We start from the raw sequence: 20,395 nt of genomic DNA on the forward strand, positions 1-20,395 counted from the left end.
CCCTGGCAAAAGGGCGTTCCGTCAGGAACACCAGGATTCCCTGAAACCGCGCCAGCGATGGGCAAGGCCCTCGGCAATGAGCTGATCGCCGATCGGCTTGCCGTCCCGGTAGAGGCTTCTGAGCTTGCGGCCGTAAACGTCTTCGTCGCGCATGCTCGTGCGCCGCAGATCGAACGGACCTGAATTGACCAGTTGCTGAAAACGGCGCTGCGCGCGGCGGGCCAGTTTCTTCTCGTATGCGCATTCGGGCGAGAACAGTTCTGGCGTGTTGAAGCCTGTCACCCTGATCTTCTCGCCATTCACATAGAGCGTGTCGCCATCCACGATGCAGTTTACCCGCTTGCCGCTTCCACAGATCGGGAAGTACCGCATAATATGTGGCTGGTTCTGCGATTGCGGGGTGCCAAAGAGGCCTGAGATTGTGTCGGTGGGGATGATGGAATAATGCGCTGCCGCCCAGCCGGCGACAAGGGCGAGTGTGATGAGCCCGAAGCCGTCCTTAAGCGCCTGGAGTGAGCTCCGGTGCCATCTCTTGCGCCTGCTCGCGTGTCCTGGAGCGGCGCGCCGGGCGCTGCCGCTTCTGCCTGATCTGGAAGAAAGATCGAAATAGCGTGCCATTTCCTGCTCCCCGAGGACAGTGGAGCAGGGTTGAATGAAGACAGGGTTTTGGTGGATACGCGAATTTTAACGAATGTGTCCTGTCCTGCGTCGGGCTTGCCCTCCCGATTTACAGGCGCCGAGTTTTGCGCTGTCGTGAACGCGTGAGGGTGAGGACAGCCTGTCGACCAAGGTATGCCAGAGGCTGTATGGATGCCTGATCCAAATTCCGCGTCGGCTGAGTGAATCGGCTGAGTGAATCTGCTGAGTCAGGGGGGAGCTGCGTTGCGAGGCGTGTGAGCGGAAAGGCATGAATGGGCCGCTGTCCGGATCGCATCTCTTGACAGTGCTGGTAGGGAGAAGGATAGGAAAGGACATGATCGAGCAGGACACTCATATCGTTTCCCGGCCGACCGGCATCTTCCAGGGCGAGATGCCGGAGCCTGAACCACGCTGAGAGATAGACGCGGATCACACTCCGGCAACCTCGCCGCGACGCGGACGGGGTTTTGTGCGTAAATCTGTGCCCTGTCCATTTTTGAAAAATGGAGACCATCAATGGCGCAGAACATTTACGACAATTCCGATTTTTTCAAAGGCTACAGCCAGCTTCCACGGCAGGTACACGGACTGGCGGGCGCGCCGGAATGGCCAACCATTGCGGCCATGCTGCCTGATGTAAAGGGGCGTCGGGCTGTTGACCTCGGATGCGGCTTCGGCTGGGTATCGCGCTATCTGCGCGAGGCGGGGGCGCAGAGCGTTCTCGGGCTCGACATTTCGCAGAACATGATTGCGCGGGCGCGCGCCGATACCGACGATGCGGCAATCGACTATCGGATTGCGGATCTGGAGACGCTGGACCTGGCGGAAGGGGGATTCGACTTCGCGTTCAGCGCGCTGACCTTTCATTACATCCGTGATTTCGATCGGCTGGTGCGGACGATCCACGGAGCGCTGACACCAGGCGCGCATTTCGTGTTCACCATCGAACATCCGGTTTTCATGGCGGCCATGCGGCCGCGCTGGCTGCCGGACGAAGACGGGCACAAGACCTGGCCGGTCAATTGCTATGCGCTTGAGGGGGAGCGGCGGACCGACTGGTTCGCCAAGGGCGTGGTCAAATATCACCGCACGATGGCGACGACGCTGAACGCGCTGATCGGAGCCGGATTTGCGCTGCGCGAAATCAGGGAGTTCGCACCGACCGAGGCGCAGATTGCGCAGATGCCGGAACTGGCCGAAGAACTGGAGCGGCCGATGATGCTTCTGGTTTCGGCGCAGCGGTGAGGGAGTGGCGGTGGCTTGCATGATTTGGACAATTGTCCTAATGACGTAGATCATTCGCAATGAGGTCTTCATGGCTGCCGTTTCCACCCGTGAGCAGATTGTCGAAATCGCTGATGATCTGTTCTATCGGGGCGGGTTCGAGGCGACGTCATTTGCGGATATCGCCGCCGATATCGGCATCTCGCGGGGTAATTTCTACTATTATTTCAAGACCAAGGACGAGATTCTGGATGCTGTCATTGACCGGCGGCTTCAGCGCACCTCGGCAATGCTGGATGGATGGGAATCGCAGGCTCCGGAACCGCGCGAGCGGATCGTCGCCTTTATCGAGCTTCTGATCGCCAACCGTGCTCCGATCATGGCCTATGGATGCCCGGTTGGCACGCTCTGCGCCGAGCTTGCCAAGCTCGATCATGTCCACAGGGAACGGGCGGCGGAGATTTTCGGCCTGTTTGCGCGTTGGCTTGAAAAGCAGTTCAGGGCGCTGGGCGCAGATGAGACGGCGCGGGCATGGGCGCTGCATGTGCTGGCCTGGTCGCAGGGGGTGGCTTCGCTCGCCACGGCTTTCAAGGATGAAGCGTTCATCCGCCGGGAAGTGGCGGACATTATCTGCTGGCTCGACGACCGGATTGTTTCACTTTCACAATAGGGACTGGATTTGCATGTTTGTTACTCTTTTGAAGTTTGCCGAGAACCGAAGCGCCGTTGGGGAATTCATGGCTGGCCACAATGAATGGATCGCCAAGGGGTTTGCCGATGGTGTTTTCCTGAGTGTCGGCTCTCTGGAGTTGGGCGGCGGAGCGGTGATTGCCCATGGGGAGAGCCGTGAAGCCCATGATGCACGCATTGCCGCCGATCCCTTCGTGGAGCATGGCGTGGTGAGCGTGGAGACCTATGAGATCGACCCGAAGCGCACGGTGCCGGCGCTGGAGTTTACGATGGCTGGGTAGCGGCGGGCTCTCCTTGCGAGCGCAGGGCGGCTTTGACGGTCGATTGGCCGGACAGGTTCCTGGCGCCAAGCTTCAGGCTATGACCGGTTACGTCTATATGCTCGCCAGCCAGAAGCGCGGCACGATATATATCGGCGTGACGAACGATCTTGGACGCCGGATTGTCGAGCACAAGGACGGGAAGGGCGCTGGTTTTACGCGCCGCTAAGCGGTAACGCGGCTTGTCTGGTATTAGGAGCATTTTGATGTTCGTGACACCATTCAGCGGAAGAGATCGCTAAAGCGCTGGTCGCGACAATGGAAGATCGATCCATGCCATAACGGCCTTCGAAGTGTTGACGGTCAAAGCACTGCCCAAGAAAAAACCCGCGCCTGAGCAGCGCGGGTTTTAATCGTCAAAGAGTGAAAGCCTCAGCTACACCCGCTCGTCGCGCCGCAGGTGTCGCATTTCTCGCAGGTGCCGTTCCTCACCATGGTGAAGTTCTGGCATTCCGAGCACATATTGCCTGTGTAACCCTGCATGATCGCCTGCTGACGGCGGTGGGTCTCGACCTTCTTGGCGTCGGCGGCCTCGGTTGCAGCGGCTTCGGTGAAGACGTCGTTGATATCACCTTCCTGCGCCACCTCTTCGGCCAGTTCCTTCGCTCGTTCCTCATAGTCGCGGCGGAAAGCCGTGGCCTCTTCCTGGAGGCCGGCAACCGCCGGCTTCAGCGCATGCACTGTCGCACCGGAGGAAACAGCACGCACCGTGCTGCCGGAGGAGCCCTTTGGTTCGCCGGACTTGCCGGAGACAACCTTGAGCGGTGCGCCGCGGGTCAGGCCCTTTGAATAGGGCAGGGCCTTGCCTTCATTGATGCCGCGGCCAAGCGCGGTATTGGTGAAGTCGGACGTGTCCACATGGGCAAGGTCGGACCGGTCGAGATAGGAAACGGCCAGTTCGCGGAACACATAGTCGAGGATCGACGTGGCGTTCTTGATGGCATCATTGCCGATGACCATACCGGCCGGCTCGAACTTGGTGAAGGTGAAGGCCTCCACATATTCGTCGAGCGGCACGCCATATTGCAGACCGAGCGAGATGGCGATGGCGAAATTGTTCATCATTGCGCGGAAGGCAGCGCCTTCCTTGTGCATGTCAATGAAGATCTCGCCGAGGCGGCCATCGTCGAATTCGCCGGTGCGCAGGTAGACTTTGTGCCCGCCGATCACAGCCTTCTGGGTATAGCCCTTGCGGCGGTTGGGCAGCTTCTCGCGCTCGCGCACCACTTTCTCGACCACGCGCTCGATGATCTTTTCCGAGATCGTCGCGGCCTGGGCAGCTGTCGGCGCTGCGGCCAGTTCCTCGACCAGATCGTCGGCATCCTCTTCATCGTCGGCGATGAGCGAGGAATTGAGCGGCTGCGAGAGCTTGGAACCATCGCGGTAAAGCGCATTGGCCTTGAGCGCCAGCTTCCAGGAAAGGAGATAGGCCGCTTTGCAGTCCTCAACCGTCGCCTCATTGGGCATGTTGATGGTCTTGGAGATGGCGCCCGAGATGAAGGGCTGGGCAGCGGCCATCATGCGGATGTGGCTCTCGACCGAGAGATAGCGCTTGCCGATCTTGCCGCAGGGATTGGCGCAGTCGAAGACGGGCAGGTGCTCATCCTTCAGATGCGGAGCGCCTTCAAGCGTCATGGCACCACAAATGTGGATGTTGGCGGCCTCGATCTCCTTCTTCGAGAAGCCGAGGGCGGCCAGCATGTCGAAGGAGAAATCGTCAAGCTGCTCATCGGTGAAGCCGAGCTTTTCCCGGCAGAAATCCTCACCGAGCGTCCACTTGTTGAAAGCGAACTTGATGTCGAAGGCCGATTTGAGCGCGGCATTGACGGCGGCGATCTTCTCGTCGTCGAAACCCTTGGCCTTGAGGCTCGTCGGGTTGATGGAAGGCGCCTGGTCGAAATTGCCATGGCCGACGGCATAGGCCTCGATCTCGGCGATCTGGGCCTCGGAATAGCCGAGCGTACGGAGCGCCTCCGGCACAGCGCGGTTGATGATCTTGAAGTAGCCGCCACCGGCCAGCTTCTTGAATTTCACCAACGCGAAGTCGGGCTCAATGCCGGTCGTGTCGCAATCCATGACGAGCCCGATCGTGCCGGTGGGCGCGATGACGGTGGCCTGCGCATTGCGGTAGCCGTGCTTCTCGCCGAGCTCCAATGCGCGGTCCCAGGCGGCGCGGGCATGCTCGATCAGATCGGCATGCGGGCATTCTTCCGCCTTGAGGGGCACCGGATTGACGGAAAGGCCCTCATAACCGTCGCTCTCGCCATGGGCGGCGCGGCGATGGTTGCGAATGACGCGCAGCATGCTCTGGGCATTGCGCTCATAATCGGGGAAGGGGCCGAGCTCGCCGGCCATTTCGGCAGACGTGGCATAGGCCACACCGGTCATGATAGCGGTTAGCGCACCGCAGATGGCGCGGCCTTCAGGCGAATCATAGGGGATGCCGGAGGTCATCAGAAGGCCACCAATGTTGGCGTAACCGAGACCGAGCGTGCGGTATTCGTAGGAAAGCTTTGCAATCTCCCTGGACGGGAACTGGGCCATCATCACTGAGATTTCCAGCACCATGGTCCACAGGCGCACCGTGTGCTCATAGGCCGCGATGTCGATGGAACCGTCCTTGTTGCGATATTGCAGGAGGTTCATCGAGGCGAGATTGCAGGCCGTGTCGTCAAGGAACATGTATTCCGAGCACGGATTCGAGGCGCGGATCGGACCCGCGGCCGGCGAGGTGTGCCAGTCATTCATGGTGGTGTTGTAGTGCAGGCCCGGATCAGCCGATGCCCATGCGGCATAACCGATCTTCTCCCACAGGTCGCGGGCCTTCACGGTCTTGGCGACCTTGCCGTCGATGCGATTGATCAGGTTCCACTCGCCATCAGCCTCGACAGCGCGCAGGAAGTCGTCCTTCAAGGAAACGGAATTGTTTGAGTTCTGGCCGGAAACGGTGAGGTAGGCTTCCGAATCCCAATCCGTGTCATAGGTCTTGAAGCCGAGATCGGTATAGCCCTGGCGCGCAAACTGGATGACGCGCTGGATGTAGTTCTCCGGCACGGCATTGCGCTTGGCGGCCTTGATCTCGCGCTTCAGCGCCGGGTTCTTGGACGGGTCAAAGCAATCATCATTGGCGCCTTCGCAATTGATGCAGGCCTTCATGATGGCGTCGAGATGTTTCCTGGCGATCTTGGAACCGGTGACGAGGGCCGCAACCTTCTGCTCTTCCTTCACCTTCCAGTCGATATAGGATTCAATATCGGGATGGTCGACATCGACCACCACCATCTTGGCCGCGCGACGCGTGGTGCCGCCCGACTTGATGGCGCCGGCGGCACGGTCGCCGATCTTGAGGAAGGACATGAGGCCCGAAGACTTGCCGCCGCCGGACAGCTTTTCACCTTCGCCTCTGAGATGCGAGAAGTTGGAGCCGGTGCCCGAACCATATTTGAACAGGCGCGCCTCGCGGACCCACAGATCCATGATGCCGCCTTCATTCACCAGATCGTCGCCAACGGACTGGATGAAGCAGGCGTGGGGCTGCGGGTGCTCGTATGCCGATTTGGACTTTGTCAGCTTGCCGGTGAAGGGGTCGACATAATAGTGGCCCTGGCCGGGGCCATCGATGCCATAGGCCCAGTGCAGGCCAGTGTTGAACCACTGCGGGGAGTTGGGGGCAACGCGCTGGGTGGCGAGCATGTAGCACAGCTCGTCCATGAAGGTCTGGGCGTCTTCCTCACCATCGAAATAGCCGCCCTTCCAGCCCCAGTAGGTCCAGGTGCCCGCAAGACGATTGAAGACCTGAGCGGCGCTGGTTTCAGAACCATAGCGCTCTTCTTCAGGGAGACCCTTCAGGGCTTCCTCGTCGGCCACCGAACGCCAAAGGAAGGAGGGAACATCGTTCTCCTCAACCTTTTTCAGGCGCGCGGGCACGCCGGCCTTGCGGAAATATTTCTGGGCCAGAATGTCGCTGGCCACCTGGGAGAACTGCGCCGGAACGTCGATATTCTCCAGCCGGAAGACAACGGAGCCATCCGGGTTCTTGATTTCGCTCGTGGCCTTGCGGAAGGAAATCTCCGCGTATGGGCTCTGGCCCTGCCTTGTGAACCGGCGTTCGATGCGCATTTTGTCCTCTTTGCCCCTAATCCAAATATAGTGCCTGCAACGGCCAATGCCTCATCACATTTTTACCGTGCAGACGCTGTGTCCGCCGACTGCCATCCACCGCAGCGGATGACTCTCCTTGATCGAAGGTTGGTGCTTCTTAACGGGCCGGGAAGATGACCCAATCAAAGCGTTGTCTCACCCTGAGCGAAACCGCCCCCAACCTGACGCCGATGCAACGCTAACGTCACATAACATTCACATTATCTGGTGCGTAGAATATCTGAAGACACTAAATATAGTGTTAACAGCTTCTTTATACCAGATCGGAACCTGCACCCCCGCTTGCATTTTTCCACGGCGCAAACGACACCGTTCCGCCCAAAAGCTGTTCGGGCAGGTCTCGGAAACTCAATACAAAATTGGAAAATCGACCGGATTTCTCGCCGACCAATCGCACCTTACGAACGCAGGCGCGAAACCCATAAAAAGCGACTCGTACCCGGACGTCAAGGAGTCGAGTTTGGATCATTTATGACCGCAAGATGTTGTGTGTCACATGTGTGAATAATGGGGAAGTCACTCAGCCGCTGTTGCGGTTTGCGAAACCCACCGTTCCCGCTGCATTGCGGACGGGTGCGCCGGGTTCGGGCAGCGGGGAAGCCGTGAGCCGATCCGTCGGAAGAAAAATGCTGATGTCAGCTGATGAAGTCCAGCACCAGGAAAATGCCGGCTGAAAGTAGCGCTGCGGCCGGAACCGTTGTCACCCATGCAGCAACGATGGTGCGGACATGGGCACGGCGCACGAGTTTGCGCCGAGCGATCTCCTCGCGAGATGTTTTTTGCAACTCGATTTCCAGATCGTCGTCATAGCTGGTGCCATTGTCTGCTTTGAGACGAACGCCCTTGCGTTCGAGATAGGCACGGCGGCGCTTGGAATGGGCCGTGTACCACTCACGGAAAAAGCCGACGCCGAACACCGCGCCAACGGCAGTGTGAGTGGAACTGATGGGCAGGCCGAGACCGGAGGCGATGATAACGGTGATGGCGGCCGACAGGGCGACGCAGAACGCCCGCATCGGATTGAGCTTCGTAATTTGCTCGCCCACCATGCGAATGAGTTTGGGCCCGAAAAGGACAAGGCCGATCGAAATGCCGGCGGCGCCGATGATCATCACCCACAGGGGGATGGTGACGGTGGTGTTTACGGAGCTTTCGTGAACCGTGAAAACAATGGCGGCAAGGGGACCGACAGCATTTGCAACGTCGTTCGCGCCATGGGCAAACGAGAGGAGGGCGGCGGAGATGACCAGGGGAACCTTGAAGAGGCTGCGCAGAGACTGGTTGCGGTTCTCGAGACCTTCAGACTGGGCATGTACGAACAGATGGGCCAGGAACCAGGTGACCGCGAAGAAGGCAAGCCCGATGACGCCGGCACCCATGCCGCTGACGGGAAAAACCTTCTTCAGCCCTTTGAGAGTGAGGTAGGCGGCGAAAGCTCCGGCCATGATGGCAATCAGTAGCGGCAACCAGCGCCGCGCCGCCGAAATCTTGTCGTCCTGATAAATGATGGCGGTTTTGATGAAGGCGAGGAACAGGGCGGCGATAACGCCGCCGACCACGGGAGAGACCACCCAGCTCGCGGCGATCTGCATCATTGTCGACCAGTCGACCGAAGAAAAACCTGCAGCCGCGATACCAGCGCCCATGACACCGCCTACAACCGAATGCGTGGTCGAAACCGGAGCGCCGATCCAGGTGGCAAGGTTGATCCAAAGTGCCGAAGAGATGAGAGCGGCCATCATGGCCCGAACAAACGCCTCGGGTGTTCCGACCGCGGCCGGGTCGATGATGCCTTTTGAAATTGTGTCAACGACATCGCCGCCGGCAATAAGGGCGCCGGCGCTTTCGAACACGGCAGCAATAAGCAAGGCGCCGCCGAGAGTCATGGCCTTGGCACCGACAGCGGGGCCAACATTGTTGGCAACATCATTGGCGCCGATGTTCAGCGCCATGTATGCGCCGATGGCAGCCGCAGCAATGATTATGACCGCGCGCGGTTCTCCGAAGGTGTAGGTGGCGGCGAAAATGGCGGTGAGTGCCAGAAAAAGCAGGCCAAGACCCGGTGCGACCAGTCCGCGCGCGACGGTTGTCGTGGCTTCCTCTACGTGAACCAGTTTGTCCAGGTCCTTGTCGAGGGTCTGTTTGCGCGGATTGGTGGCGGTTTCGCTCATGCGTTTTCCAGTTTCTGCCAATGCGACGCCGCGGGCCGAGCGTTCGGCGAAGAACTCCGCCACCGGTTAGGAAACTATGTTCCTTACGGCAAGAGTTGATGGCAAAAAAGGGGGCTCAGGCCGCGATTTCCCGTGGATTGTGCGCGAACCGGACAAGAAGCTCACCCAGGTCCGGCTCCTGGACAGCGGTGGCTGCGTCCTGCGGTGTGAACCATTGGCGGGTTCGCTGCTTGCGCTCCGGCCATTTGGAACGCTCTTCCGTGACTTCGAGCGGGATGACAGCGACCTCGCAGGGCCATTCGACGCCGGTGCCGTCAAGCTTGTGGTAGTAGAAGCGTCCGATTTCATTTTCACTGGCGCAGCCACGTACCCCGGCTTCCTCCCGCGCTTCACGCTGGGCTGCCATGGCAAGTGTTTCTGAACCCTCCGGCCACCCCTTGGGCAAGACCCAACGACCAGTACCACGACTTGTCACAAGCATGATCTCGATGCCGTTGCCGTCTGCAGTCACGCGCCACGGCAGGGCCGCAGCCTGCACACGGCGGGGATTGCCGCCGAACAGACGCCGGACCGTTTCGGTCAACCGCAGACGTGTGCCGTGAGTGAAAATCGTACTTCTCCTTTGCCCGAACACATTGCGCCGGGATTCGTCTCTTTTCTACAAGTAACTGTTTCTACGCTTAATTTACGCGCTGAGCGGATCAAACCGCTGAACCGCTTGTGCGCTCGAATCGTGGAACGCAGAAGGTCTGTCGGCAGACATAGTGAATTCGTGACAAAAATCAAGGGTTTGGCGTTTTGGTCGCATGTCGAACCGTTACCGTATGCCGGCTCCCGTTGCGGTCCATCTCTCATTATGGACATGCATTGCAAGATCATCCCGCTCTCGCCAGCCGCGCTTTTCGAGTTCGGGCCGGTCATGAAAACCACGCACGTGTCCGACACAAAGATAGCCCACCAGCCGTAGATGCGCGGGTATGCCGAGCACCGCTTTAACACGGTTTTCGTGCAGTATGCTGACCCAGCCGACACCAATTCCTTCGGCGCGTGCCGCCAGCCAAAGGTTTTGAATGGCACACACCGTGCTGAAAAGATCGGTGTCGGCCATGTGGGTGGCACCCAGAACAACGGGACCGCCCCGCGTGGGATCACTTGTGACGCAGATGTTCAGGGGCGCAGACAGGATCCCCTGCAATTTGAGAGAACGGTATTGAGCCTGCCTCTCGGCGGGAAAACGGCCTGCGGCTTCCTCATTCGCCTCGGCAAAGATTTCGGCCACCCGAGCGCGTGTTTTCCTGTCGCGTACCAGGATGAAATCCCAGGGCTGAGAGAGGCCGACGGATGGGGCCTGATGGGCGGCCGCAAGAATGCGAGAAAGCGCATCTTCACAGATCGGATCAGGAAGAAATTCGCCGCGCACGTCGCGTCGCGTCGCGATGGCGCGATAAACAGCCGCCCGATCAGCGGGATCGAACGCCTCGCCTGCTGTCAGAACATCCACAGTGGCGGAGCTGTCTTCTTGGCGCGACATGGGACCTTTCCTTCAGACAGCCCAGCCAGGCAGTTCAGCCGCGCTGGTCTTCCGCGATCGGTTTCTGGTACGAGAAACCCATGTCCCAGGGGAAATAGATCCAGGTATCCTGCGAGACCTCCGTGACGAAGGTATCGATGAGGGGGCGACCCTTTGGCTTGGCGTAGACCGTTGCAAAATGCGCCTTGGGCATCATGGCGCGTACAATCGCTGCCGTCTTCCCTGTGTCGGTCAGATCATCGACGATAAGGACGTTTTCGCCGTCTTCCTTCAGAAGCTCCGGATTGATCTCCTTCAGGACCTGAAGATCACCCTGCTCGGTGTAGTCGTGATAGGAGGCGACACAAACCGTTTCGATGAGACGGATGCCCAGTTCTCGCGAAATGACGGCAGCTGGCACCAGGCCACCGCGCGTGATGCACACAATGGCTTTCCAGCTGCCATTCGCGCCGGCGAGCCGCCATGCTAGGGCGCGCGCATCACGGTGAAACTGGTCCCACGAGACGGGGAAGGCTTTTTCTGGAAGAGACATCGGCATCGCACTCCATGGGCGCATCGGGACGGCGGGTCGGAATGCGCGGTGAATTAGCCGGAAAGGGATGTCGAGCGCAAGCCCGACGCCCGTGGAAGATGGATTTTCCGCTGCTCGTCAGGGTGGGCACGAATTGGACGGCGCTCAATGCGCCATGAATGTTGGCACCGTCATGCTCTGCAGGATGGTGCGGGTGGCGCCGCCAAAAACGAACTCCCGCAATCTGGAGCGGCCGAACGCTCCCATGACAAGAAGGTCGGCACCGGTATCGGAGACCCGGTTGTCGAGAATCTCTCCATGAGAAACGCCGCCGGACTGCTCCACCTTGACGGTGACCTCGATCTCGTGGCGGGCCAAAGCGGTGGCTATGGCCGTGCCAGCCATGGAGGCATCGCGACGGGGCGTGTCCTGCGGGTCGATACAGAACACTTCGACGCTGTCTGCCTCCTTCATGAAGGGCAGTGCATCGAATGCGGCCCTTGCGGCCTGCCGGCTGCCGTTCCACGCAAGGAGGATTTTCTTGAACTCAGCTTCGCGCGCCTTGTGAATATAGGGAACGAAAAGGACAGGGCGACCGCTTTCGAAAAGGAGAGCCTCGACATTGGCTTCCATGGCGCCCGCTGCATCCGGGTCTGTCTGCTGGGCAATGACAATGTCGGCGCTACGGGCACTTTCAATGCCCGAGATAGCGGAATCGCCCGAGACGCTGTCGAAGCCGCGCCACTCATTGCCGACGCCTTCTTTTCGCGCACGCTCGTTAAACAGATTGCGGATCACAGCGTGACGGCGACCTGCCTCCTCGTGCATGTCAACACTAAGGTCGACCACCGGACCACCCATGGGAGAGGCCATCACCATCGGCAGCGCTTCGGCGTGAAGCCCGATCACGTGGCTGCGGTGACGGGCCGCAAGAGGCAGGGCGAGATCCAGGACGCGGGGCGCGTCAGCTTCGCTTTGAAGAATGGCGAGAATGGTCTTGTAGCTCATGTCAGCCTCCTTGGAGCTGCGATGGAGTGCCTTCTCTACTCATAACGCTTTGCCGGCCAGAAAGTTTTGCGCCAGATCAACCTTTTGCCACCTGCCTGTCCGGAATCGACGCGAGCATGACGCGGACTGCTTTCACGGCGGCTGAAAGCGCTGCGGTGGAGCGGGAGCGAACGACGATCTCGGTCCAGAAGCTGCCGTCCTGATATTTCGGATAGGACCCGATGATGGTTTCGGAATGCGCGGCCTGGATTTCACCCAACGGACCGCCGATCGCGCCTTCGGGCAGCGGGGAGGGGATTGTCTCGGAAATGAGCTTTGCGCCCGTCCTCAACGTCGGTATCACATTGTCGAGCATGGCCTGGAAGATCGCCGGTACACCTGCCATCACATAAACGTTTTCGACGCGGAAGCCTGGCGCAACCGAGATCGGGTTTTCGATGAGTTCGGCGCCCTCAGGCATGCGTGCCATGCGCTTGCGAGCCTGAGAAAACTCTATCCCTCGACTGGCGTAATGAGCTTCAAGAAGGCGATAAGCCTTTTCGTCGTAACCGCATGGCCGGTCAAATGCGCGGGCGATGGAATCTGCAGTGATATCGTCATGAGTCGGACCAATGCCGCCGGTGGTGAACACATAGGTATTCCGGGCCCGCAGCGTATTCACCGCTTCGACGATGGCCGCCTCGTCGTCAGAGACAATCCGAACTTCCTTCAGATCTATGCCGACTGCCGTCAGCATGTCGGCCAGGTGGCCGATGTTCCTGTCTTTGGTCCGGCCCGACAGGATTTCGTCGCCGATGACCACCATTGCGGCCGTTACAAGCTCACTCATTCTCGTGGGATCCCTGTTGTCTGGAGAAGAGATAGACCTGTGCCGTAGTAAGGGCAATGGGTCTGAAACGGTGAACAGTGTGTCGGCTTCAGTACGGTTTTTAGTGAACCAGTCAGGGGTTACATCCGTTGAAACCGCAGCGTCGCGGTAGACGACCGAAACCGAAATTCTAGCGAAGCGGAGCAGACAATGACCAAAATTCTGGTTCTTTATTATTCGAGCTGGGGGCACATGGAAGCGATGGCCAAAGCCGCCGCCGATGGAGCGCGGGAAGCGGGTGCTGACGTGACAATCAAGCGTGTGCCTGAACTGGTTCCGGACGATGTGGCAAAGAAGGCACATTACAAGCTCGACCAGGAAGCGCCGATCGCGGAGCCAATGGAACTGGCCGATTATGACGGGTTCATTTTCGGCATTTCGACGCGCTACGGAATGATGGCTTCACAGATCAAGAACTTTCTGGATCAGACCGGGCCGCTCTGGGCGGAAGGCAAGCTGATCGACAAACCTGCGACCGTCATGTCTTCGACAGCAACGCAGCATGGTGGCGCCGAGATGGCACTGGCCTCGACACAGCTTGCCCTTCAGCATCATGGAATGCTGATTGTACCGCTGTCCTACGCGTATCAGGACCAGATGGGCAACGACAAGGTGCGCGGAGGCGCGCCCTATGGCATGACCACCACCACGAATGGCGACGGCTCGCGCATGCCTTCCGAGCAGGAGCTTGAAGGCGCGAAATTCCAGGGCAAACGGCTGGCCGAGATTACTGCAAGGCTAGCAGCCTGATGGATCACCAGGTTCCATGCGGGGAGGGCCGCCATGGGCGGTCCTTTCCCTTTGTGGTTATGAACAAGCGTATTCTCTGAAGAACATGCGTATCCCGCTTGATCACACGGGTTTCTACCGCTAGTCGTTGATGTGTGCGGACGTGGCGAAACTGGTAGACGCAGCAGACTTAAAATTTGCCGCCTTCGGGCTTGCGGGTTCGACCCCCGCCGTCCGCACCAGAGACGCAGGGCAGCATGAGGCGAAGAATGCCGGCGCTGCCTACCAGGTGATGCTCAGGCCCAGGTTGCCCTCAAATATTTCCTTGTGCTCGCCGCCGATACTGGTCGTGTAATCGGCAGTCGCAAAAAGGCCGATCTGTCCGGTGAGATTCGCGACAAGACCCGCACCAAGTTCGAGTGATGTGCCTCCGAGCCCGGTTGTAACCGCATCTCCGCCGAAACGCAGGCTCTGATCTGCCGAGAATGCATGCCAGAGATTGGCCTTTAAATATGGTTTCAGGCTGCGACCATCTTCGGTCTGAAAATCTCCCTGAAAACGTATTCCCAACCGTCCGGTCACGACGTCGTCCGTTTCAAAGGTTATGGATGAAAAACGGTCGCTCTGGTCGTCGAGAGCAAGATGCTGCCAGATCAACTGGGCCTGCGGTTCTAGGTTCCAGCGATCGTTGATGGCGATCGGATAACCAGTCTCAACAGAGGCCGTGACACCGGTCCCGTCAACCTCGATTGCCTCGCCGGCACTGGAGAGCGCCTCTCCACCAAACCATGTGCCCATCACGATACCATCCAGATACCAGCCATTGGGCGCGACATGTGTCCAGTAGCCGCCCAGGCTGGTGCCATGGACATCGAGTTCGCCTACCGCCAGGTCGTTCCAGCCGATAGCCTGGCCGGTAACGTCACCGTTCATGCGGGCATGACTGACAAAGATACCCGCCCGGTCGATATGCCCGCTATCGCTTTCGCGTCCGATCAGGTCCTGGCCAAGCTGAAAGCCCAATAAATTCCCGTCGAACCCGGGAGCGACAGTGCCGTCCCATTTGCTTTCGACAGTCTGTCCGAAGAGCCGGCTCCAGCTTGCGGGCAGAACCGCTTCTCCATCCCGAAGAAAAGGTTGCACACCGCGTCTTTCATGAAATGTGCCAAGCGTGGACGTTGCCAAATGCTGAAGTACAGGCGGAACCGCGGAATAGGTTGCGACCTCCGGACGGTAGAGCGGAACTGTTCCGCCTGTCACCCGGGTTGCACCTGGAGTGGGCGGGGCCACCGGCGGCGCGGCCGGATCCGGAGGCAGGATCGGAGCGGGGCCTGCACCGGGCGCAGGAGCGGGCTCCGGTACAGAGGGCGTGGGTGTCGGTGGATTGACGATGGTTGAGCGCAGATACCAGTTTTCCTGCGTCCCGGCGGAAATCCCGCCTCTATACAGATAATATTCGAAAGCTCCGACCGCGACGCGGTCGTTGAGGGAGAACGCGCCGGAGGCAGTGGTTCCGCCTCCTGTTGCCTCGACCACCATAATCCCGTCCTGAACAGTGGCGCCGCCGCTGCCGCCCAGATTGACGATGAAGATGCCGGTGGAACCAGTGGCGGTTCCCTCCGCGATGACGAGCTTGTCCGAAGGCGAGGCATCGTCGCCCAGAACCGTGTTCAGGGACAGATTTCCGCCATCTCCGAAATAATCGCCGGTGATCGTGAACGTGTCGGTGGTGCTGTTGGCGCCATTGGTCAGGTCGATGGTTCCGGCATTGCTTACATTTGCGCGTTGGCCGATGCCGAACGCATTGATGCCGCCAGTCGCCGAGCCGCCTAAGAGAGCGCTGGTCGCGTCGATGTTCATGGATCCGGTGCCGCTGTCGCCGAGGGTAAGCGTCTCGCTACCCGAGAAGGTCAGGGCAGATCCTGCATTCACATTGATGGTTTCAAGCGTCTGGAAACGGTCGGGGGTGTCGGCCACCACGCCTTCAAGCGTCAGCTCGTCTGTGCCCAGGCCGCCGAGAAACGCATTCAGACCACCAAGATTGGAGGCGTTCAGGTTGCGTAGCGTGGCGGTATCGTCGTCACCGCCCATATCCACATTGCCGCCAATTGTTCCGCCGCCATCCCACAAAAGTGTATCGGTTCCCACGCTCAGCCGGACGTCGCCGCCCACAGAGCCACCGGTGATCGTGACGCGGTCAGTGCCTCCGCTGACGCTGATATTGCCACCGATCGACCCCGCGGAAAGGATGATTGTGTCATGCCCGAACCCGGCCACCAGATTACCATCAATGGTGCCGCCAGACATATCGAAGATGTTGTTGGCGAGCTTCATGTCGACGCGACCGATGCGCCCTCCGGTCATGACCGCTTCGTCGCCGTCGTCGAAATGGTTGACGATGTGGCCTCCGGACATGAAGAACGTATCGAAATGTCCGCCCTGGTTCAGGCTGTCAATCTGGCCGCCAGTCATCCTGAAATCGTCGACGCCGTCGCCCTGCTGCAACTGACCGTTAATCTCGCCTGAATGCACCTCAACCTTGTCTACGCCGGGACCAAACGTGACATTGCCGTTGATGACGCCGGAACCACCGTCAGGCAATATCAAGGTATTGTCGCCGGAAAGGTCCACGACATTGCCGGTGTGCGTACCGCTATCGCAGACGAATACGTCGTTGCCGGCCGTGGGAACCAGAGTGCAGGCGGCGTGGGCCGTGGAAACCGGCCATGCCATGAGACTTCCCAGCGCGCTTCCCGACAGTAACACTGCGGTCAACCGGCCGTTGAACGTGCGGTAATGCATATGCCCCCCTCAAACCACCGGCATCACGACGCAGCATTCCTGTTCCTGCCCGACATCCCTCCCGAATTTTCAGGCTCCTGCGGAGGCCGCTTTATGGTGCGAAGTAATGGTTTGTTGCAGTTATGCCGAGCAGTCCTTTGATGTCCGTGTCTCAGATACCGATAATTTACAAAGATTAACGAGATCTAATTGGGGATACAAATACTCATCTGGACAATTGTCTCTCGCTTTGCGTTTTCATCCAGAAACGATCTATCAGCCGTGACTGGCGATTACATCGAGAAAGGCTTCGCCATACCGGTCGAGTTTGGATTCGCCAATACCGGAAATACCGGCCATGGCCTGGCGCGATGCAGGGCGGACGGCCGCCATTTCGATCAGTGTGCGATCGTGGAAGATGACATAGGGCGGCAGATTCTGCGCCCGGGCGATTTCGATGCGCTTCTCGCGCAGTGCCTTGAAAAGCTCGGCATCTGCCGGAGCCAGCGCGCTGGCGGCATCGCTTCCGGTAGTGCGGCGGCTCCTGCCTTTGGCCGGAGGGCGGGGAACGCGCAGCATCAGCGTTGGCTTTTCACGCAGAAATTGCGCGCCGCGCTCGGAAATCGAGAGGCCGCCATGGCCGCTGAAGTCCACATCGACGAAACCGTGCGCCACCATCTGGCGAAGGATGGAGCGCCAGGTGCGTTGATCGTGTTCCTTGCCGATGCCGAAGGTTGAAATCTGATCGTGGCCGAAACGGGCGATGCGCTCGTCTTCTGCCCCAAGAAGCACGGAGACGACGTAGGCCTGCCCGAAACGTTCGCCCGTACGGTAGATGCAGGAGAGCGCCTTTTGCACGGCGACGGAGCCATCGAAGCGCTCCGGAGGACTACTGCAGGTATCGCAATTGCCGCAGGGCTCACAATGGTCACCGAAATAGTTGAGTAGCACCTGACGGCGGCACTGAGCAGTTTCGGCAAGTCCGAGCAGGGTGTCGAGCTTCTGCATCTCCATTCGCTTGCGCTGATCCGGCGCGTCGGACTCCTCGATGAAGCGGCGTCGCAGAGCGATATCGTCGAAACCGTAAAGCATTAAAGCTTCCGATGGCAGGCCATCGCGGCCGGCACGGCCGGTCTCCTGATAATAGGCTTCAATACTTCCTGGCAGATCGAGATGGGCGACGAAGCGGACGTCGGGTTTGTCGATGCCCATGCCGAACGCGATGGTGGCGACCATGACGACTGCTTCTTCGCGCTGGAAACGTGTCTGATTGGCTTCGCGCATCCCACGGTCCATACCCGCATGATAGGCAAGGGCGTTCCAGCCTTCCGACTGGAGCCAGGCGGCGGTCTCGTCGGTCTTGCGCTTGGAGAGGCAATAGACGATGCCGCTCTCATTCCTGTGTTTTTCAAGAAACCGCTGGAGTTGACGGCGCGGATTGTCCTTTTCCTCGATGGCATAATGTATGTTGGGGCGGTCGAAACCGGCGATAAAACTATCGCGCTCGGCGATGCCCAGATGCGCAATGATCTCCGCGCGGGTGGGGGCATCGGCCGTCGCTGTCAGCGCCATGCGCGGCGTGTCGGGGAACTCCTCCACCAGTGCATCGAGTTGGCGATAATGGGGGCGAAAATCGTGCCCCCACTGGGAGAGACAATGCGCTTCATCGATGGCGATGAGCGACAGGGGAACCTGCTTGAGCCGATCCACCACAGCTGGTCGCAAAAGGGTTTCGGGCGAAACATAAAGAAGGTCGAGAGCGCCTTTGCCGATTGCTTTCCAAATGGCCTGTCGGGCTTCGAGGGGCAGGTTGGAGTTCAGTGCGGCGGCCTGCACACCCGCCTGTTTCAATGCCGCGACCTGATCGGCCATGAGCGCGATGAGCGGCGAGACAACAAGGCCGAGGCCCGGGCGGCAGAGTGCGGGGATCTGATAGCAGAGCGATTTGCCGCCACCTGTGGGCATCAGGACGAAGGCGTTGTTGCCGGAGACAACATGGCTGACGATTTCCGCCTGGCGACCTCGAAAGGCCTCATATCCGTAGACGGTCTTGAGGATGTGCGTGGGGTCAGCGGTCACGGCAGGCCTGTCGGGAGAATCGGGTGATTATCCTCTCATAACAGGTTTCGCCCGGCGCTGCAGACGGGAGAGGCGGTGAGAGGTGCGGCATCACCGCACCGTTCGGTTTGCGCGGCTGAGGCCAGCAAAGACCTGCTTACGCGTTGCTGCCACCATCCACAGCGAGCGATGCGCCGGTGATGTATTGCCCCTGGGGGCTGGCAAGATGCGCGACCATAGCAGCAATATCGTCCGGTGCGCCGTAACGACCCACTGCGTTTAACGCACGCTGTCCGTCGGCACCTGGTCCATCAGCCGGATTCATGTCGGTATCTGTTGACCCCGGATCGACCACATTCACTGTGATGCCGCGAGTGCCGACATCGCGGGCGAGCCCCTTGGTGAAGCCGATCAGAGCGGATTTGCTCATGGAATAGAGCGTGACACCGCCGTGTGGAACGCGCTGGGCGAAGCAGGAGCCTATCGAAATGATGCGACCACCTTCACCCATATGTGACAGGGCAGCCTGGGAAGCCACGAAAACGCCTTTTACATGAATGCCGATCGTGCGGTCGATATCTTCCATCGTCACGTCTTCAGGTGGGCCGTAGGGGAAGATTCCGGCGTTGTTCACAAGAATATCGAGACGGCCGAACGTTCCTGCAGCGCTGTTCACTGCAGCGGTGATCGCATGGGGATCAGCGCTGTCGGCCTGGATGGCGAGGCCGCGACGACCGGCGGCATTGATCTCGGCCACCACGCCCTCAGCCCTGGCAACGCTTGTCGCGTAGGTTATTGCGACGTCGGCGCCGCGGGCTGCAAGACGCCTGGCTATGGCGGCTCCAATGCCTCTGCTTCCTCCTGTGACGAGCGCTGCCTTGCCAAGCAAATCCTGGCCGTATTCTGTTTTGGTCATGGTCTTCTCCTTTTTATGTACCGATCGTTATAAAAATAGTCAGGCTTGAGAATTCGGGTCAAGGGAATTATTTACGGCTTGGTACAAAAGGTATTCGAGATGGCAGGACGCGGCAGGCCCAGAGCATTTGACAGGAATGAAGCCCTGCATCAGGCGATGCGGGTGTTCTGGTCGTGCGGCTATGAAGGCGCGTCGATGAATGAGCTGGCGCAGGCCATGGGCATCAACAAGCCCAGCCTTTATGCGGCGTTTGGGTGTAAGGAGACGCTGTTTCGCGAAGCGATCGAGCTTTATGGACGCGAGCAGGGCGCACCGGTGAGCGAGGCGCTGGAAGGTGGCGATACAGCGCGTGGGGCCATCGAACGCGCATTGCGCCTCAATGCCCGTTGCTACAGCGCCCCGGACAATCCCCGTGGTTGCATGGTGGTGACAGCCGCGCTGGCGGGCGCTCCGGAGAACAGCCCGGTGTGCCGTTTCCTCGCCGAGAGTCGACGAGAGAATGAGGCGTGTTTCCGCCGCCGCGTGGAACGTGGAATCAACGATGGCGATGTACCTGAAAGTGCCGATCCGGCGCGGGTCGCGGCCTTCTACGTCACAGTGCTACACGGGCTTTCAATCCAGGCGCGTGACGGCGCCTCCTGTGCCGCGCTGGAACGGGTGGTGGACAGCGCGATTGCGGCCTGGGACGCCATCACGCGTTAGCATATGCGCATTCTTCTTCCTTTTAACGGTATGATTTGAGGGCTGGCGCAGAAGACACGGGTTTGCCAAAGTGCATCCTCATCAGG

General features: G+C 59.5%; 16 protein-coding genes, 1 tRNA gene and 1 pseudogene. 7 read left to right on the forward strand and 11 right to left on the reverse strand.

The window, feature by feature from the left end; translation table 11 throughout:
* Positions 1-21: 21 nt before the first annotated feature.
* Positions 22-618, reverse strand: a complete 597-nt coding sequence (locus P2W41_RS08405; protein ID WP_292896231.1) for a thermonuclease family protein — start codon at positions 616-618, stop codon at positions 22-24.
* A gap of 537 nt (positions 619-1,155) precedes the next feature.
* On the opposite strand from P2W41_RS08405, the gene P2W41_RS08410 reads away from it, so the two are divergent.
* The 4 genes and pseudogenes from P2W41_RS08410 to P2W41_RS08425 all read left to right on the forward strand — a co-directional run bounded on the left by P2W41_RS08410 (position 1,156) and on the right by P2W41_RS08425 (position 3,210).
* Positions 1,156-1,884 carry a class I SAM-dependent methyltransferase gene (locus tag P2W41_RS08410; RefSeq protein WP_404934839.1) on the forward strand — a complete coding sequence of 243 codons (729 nt, stop codon included), beginning with the start codon at positions 1,156-1,158 and terminating at the stop codon, positions 1,882-1,884.
* A 70-nt stretch (positions 1,885-1,954) separates the two neighbouring features.
* Positions 1,955-2,533, forward strand: a complete 579-nt coding sequence (locus P2W41_RS08415) for a TetR/AcrR family transcriptional regulator (RefSeq protein ID WP_404934840.1) — start codon at positions 1,955-1,957, stop codon at positions 2,531-2,533.
* A 13-nt stretch (positions 2,534-2,546) separates the two neighbouring features.
* Positions 2,547-2,834 (forward strand): YciI family protein, encoded by a 288-nt coding sequence (locus P2W41_RS08420; protein WP_404934841.1) that lies wholly within the window; start codon positions 2,547-2,549, stop codon positions 2,832-2,834.
* Positions 2,835-2,913: 79 nt separating this feature from the next.
* Positions 2,914-3,210, forward strand: a pseudogene (locus P2W41_RS08425) (GIY-YIG nuclease family protein).
* 35 nt (positions 3,211-3,245) lie between these two features.
* Here P2W41_RS08425 and P2W41_RS08430 read toward each other — a convergent pair.
* The 7 genes from P2W41_RS08430 to P2W41_RS08460 form a co-directional block, all read right to left on the reverse strand.
* The gene (locus P2W41_RS08430; protein WP_292896221.1) at positions 3,246-6,992 is read right to left on the reverse strand and encodes a vitamin B12-dependent ribonucleotide reductase; all 3,747 of its coding nucleotides are present in this window, start codon (positions 6,990-6,992) and stop codon (positions 3,246-3,248) included.
* A gap of 677 nt (positions 6,993-7,669) precedes the next feature.
* Positions 7,670-9,205, reverse strand: coding sequence for an inorganic phosphate transporter (locus tag P2W41_RS08435; protein ID WP_292896219.1), 1,536 nt, complete (start codon positions 9,203-9,205; stop codon positions 7,670-7,672).
* Between the two features lie 115 nt (positions 9,206-9,320).
* Positions 9,321-9,788, reverse strand: a complete 468-nt coding sequence (locus tag P2W41_RS08440; protein WP_292896217.1) for an NUDIX hydrolase — start codon at positions 9,786-9,788, stop codon at positions 9,321-9,323.
* Between the two features lie 234 nt (positions 9,789-10,022).
* A complete protein-coding gene (bluB, locus tag P2W41_RS08445) occupies positions 10,023-10,736 on the reverse strand; it encodes a 5,6-dimethylbenzimidazole synthase (protein ID WP_404934842.1) in 714 nt (237 codons plus the stop codon).
* A 34-nt stretch (positions 10,737-10,770) separates the two neighbouring features.
* A complete protein-coding gene (gene gpt, locus P2W41_RS08450) occupies positions 10,771-11,268 on the reverse strand; it encodes a xanthine phosphoribosyltransferase (protein WP_292896213.1) in 498 nt (165 codons plus the stop codon).
* A gap of 144 nt (positions 11,269-11,412) precedes the next feature.
* Positions 11,413-12,255: a universal stress protein gene (locus tag P2W41_RS08455; RefSeq protein ID WP_292896211.1), complete on the reverse strand. Its 843-nt coding sequence runs from the start codon at positions 12,253-12,255 to the stop codon at positions 11,413-11,415.
* Between the two features lie 76 nt (positions 12,256-12,331).
* Positions 12,332-13,084 (reverse strand): competence/damage-inducible protein A, encoded by a 753-nt coding sequence (locus P2W41_RS08460; RefSeq protein ID WP_404934844.1) that lies wholly within the window; start codon positions 13,082-13,084, stop codon positions 12,332-12,334.
* A 189-nt stretch (positions 13,085-13,273) separates the two neighbouring features.
* Between P2W41_RS08460 and wrbA the strand changes: the two genes are divergently transcribed.
* Positions 13,274-13,873 carry an NAD(P)H:quinone oxidoreductase gene (gene wrbA / locus P2W41_RS08465; protein WP_404934845.1) on the forward strand — a complete coding sequence of 200 codons (600 nt, stop codon included), beginning with the start codon at positions 13,274-13,276 and terminating at the stop codon, positions 13,871-13,873.
* Between the two features lie 136 nt (positions 13,874-14,009).
* Positions 14,010-14,094 (forward strand) — tRNA-Leu (locus tag P2W41_RS08470).
* Positions 14,095-14,134: 40 nt separating this feature from the next.
* Here P2W41_RS08470 and P2W41_RS08475 read toward each other — a convergent pair.
* The 3 genes from P2W41_RS08475 to P2W41_RS08485 form a co-directional block, all read right to left on the reverse strand.
* Positions 14,135-16,654 (reverse strand): autotransporter outer membrane beta-barrel domain-containing protein, encoded by a 2,520-nt coding sequence (locus P2W41_RS08475; protein ID WP_404934846.1) that lies wholly within the window; start codon positions 16,652-16,654, stop codon positions 14,135-14,137.
* Positions 16,655-16,909: 255 nt separating this feature from the next.
* Positions 16,910-18,712 carry a DNA helicase RecQ gene (gene recQ, locus P2W41_RS08480; protein ID WP_404934847.1) on the reverse strand — a complete coding sequence of 601 codons (1,803 nt, stop codon included), beginning with the start codon at positions 18,710-18,712 and terminating at the stop codon, positions 16,910-16,912.
* Between the two features lie 136 nt (positions 18,713-18,848).
* Positions 18,849-19,607 (reverse strand): SDR family oxidoreductase, encoded by a 759-nt coding sequence (locus P2W41_RS08485; protein WP_292896201.1) that lies wholly within the window; start codon positions 19,605-19,607, stop codon positions 18,849-18,851.
* 99 nt (positions 19,608-19,706) lie between these two features.
* On the opposite strand from P2W41_RS08485, the gene P2W41_RS08490 reads away from it, so the two are divergent.
* Entirely contained in the window at positions 19,707-20,309 is a 603-nt protein-coding gene (locus P2W41_RS08490) for a TetR/AcrR family transcriptional regulator (RefSeq protein WP_292896199.1), read from the forward strand.
* Positions 20,310-20,395 lie beyond the last annotated feature (86 nt).

Source organism: Nitratireductor sp. L15S-10 (genome assembly GCF_045011005.1).
Lineage (GTDB): Bacteria > Pseudomonadota > Alphaproteobacteria > Rhizobiales > Rhizobiaceae > Nitratireductor.

Bases quoted from the DNA above. Each gene is read 5' to 3' on its own strand.
- wrbA (WP_404934845.1), top strand. From the start codon at position 13,274: ATGACCAAAATTCTGGTTCTTTATTATTCGAGCTGGGGGCACATGGAA.
- P2W41_RS08460 (WP_404934844.1), bottom strand. From the start codon at position 13,084: ATGAGTGAGCTTGTAACGGCCGCAATGGTGGTCATCGGCGACGAAATC.
- P2W41_RS08410 (WP_404934839.1), top strand. From the start codon at position 1,156: ATGGCGCAGAACATTTACGACAATTCCGATTTTTTCAAAGGCTACAGC.
- P2W41_RS08415 (WP_404934840.1), top strand. From the start codon at position 1,955: ATGGCTGCCGTTTCCACCCGTGAGCAGATTGTCGAAATCGCTGATGAT.
- P2W41_RS08430 (WP_292896221.1), bottom strand. From the start codon at position 6,992: ATGCGCATCGAACGCCGGTTCACAAGGCAGGGCCAGAGCCCATACGCG.
- P2W41_RS08490 (WP_292896199.1), top strand. From the start codon at position 19,707: ATGGCAGGACGCGGCAGGCCCAGAGCATTTGACAGGAATGAAGCCCTG.
- P2W41_RS08485 (WP_292896201.1), bottom strand. From the start codon at position 19,607: ATGACCAAAACAGAATACGGCCAGGATTTGCTTGGCAAGGCAGCGCTC.
- P2W41_RS08405 (WP_292896231.1), bottom strand. From the start codon at position 618: ATGGCACGCTATTTCGATCTTTCTTCCAGATCAGGCAGAAGCGGCAGC.
- P2W41_RS08455 (WP_292896211.1), bottom strand. From the start codon at position 12,255: ATGAGCTACAAGACCATTCTCGCCATTCTTCAAAGCGAAGCTGACGCG.
- gpt (WP_292896213.1), bottom strand. From the start codon at position 11,268: ATGTCTCTTCCAGAAAAAGCCTTCCCCGTCTCGTGGGACCAGTTTCAC.
- P2W41_RS08475 (WP_404934846.1), bottom strand. From the start codon at position 16,654: ATGCATTACCGCACGTTCAACGGCCGGTTGACCGCAGTGTTACTGTCG.
- bluB (WP_404934842.1), bottom strand. From the start codon at position 10,736: ATGTCGCGCCAAGAAGACAGCTCCGCCACTGTGGATGTTCTGACAGCA.
- P2W41_RS08435 (WP_292896219.1), bottom strand. From the start codon at position 9,205: ATGAGCGAAACCGCCACCAATCCGCGCAAACAGACCCTCGACAAGGAC.
- P2W41_RS08420 (WP_404934841.1), top strand. From the start codon at position 2,547: ATGTTTGTTACTCTTTTGAAGTTTGCCGAGAACCGAAGCGCCGTTGGG.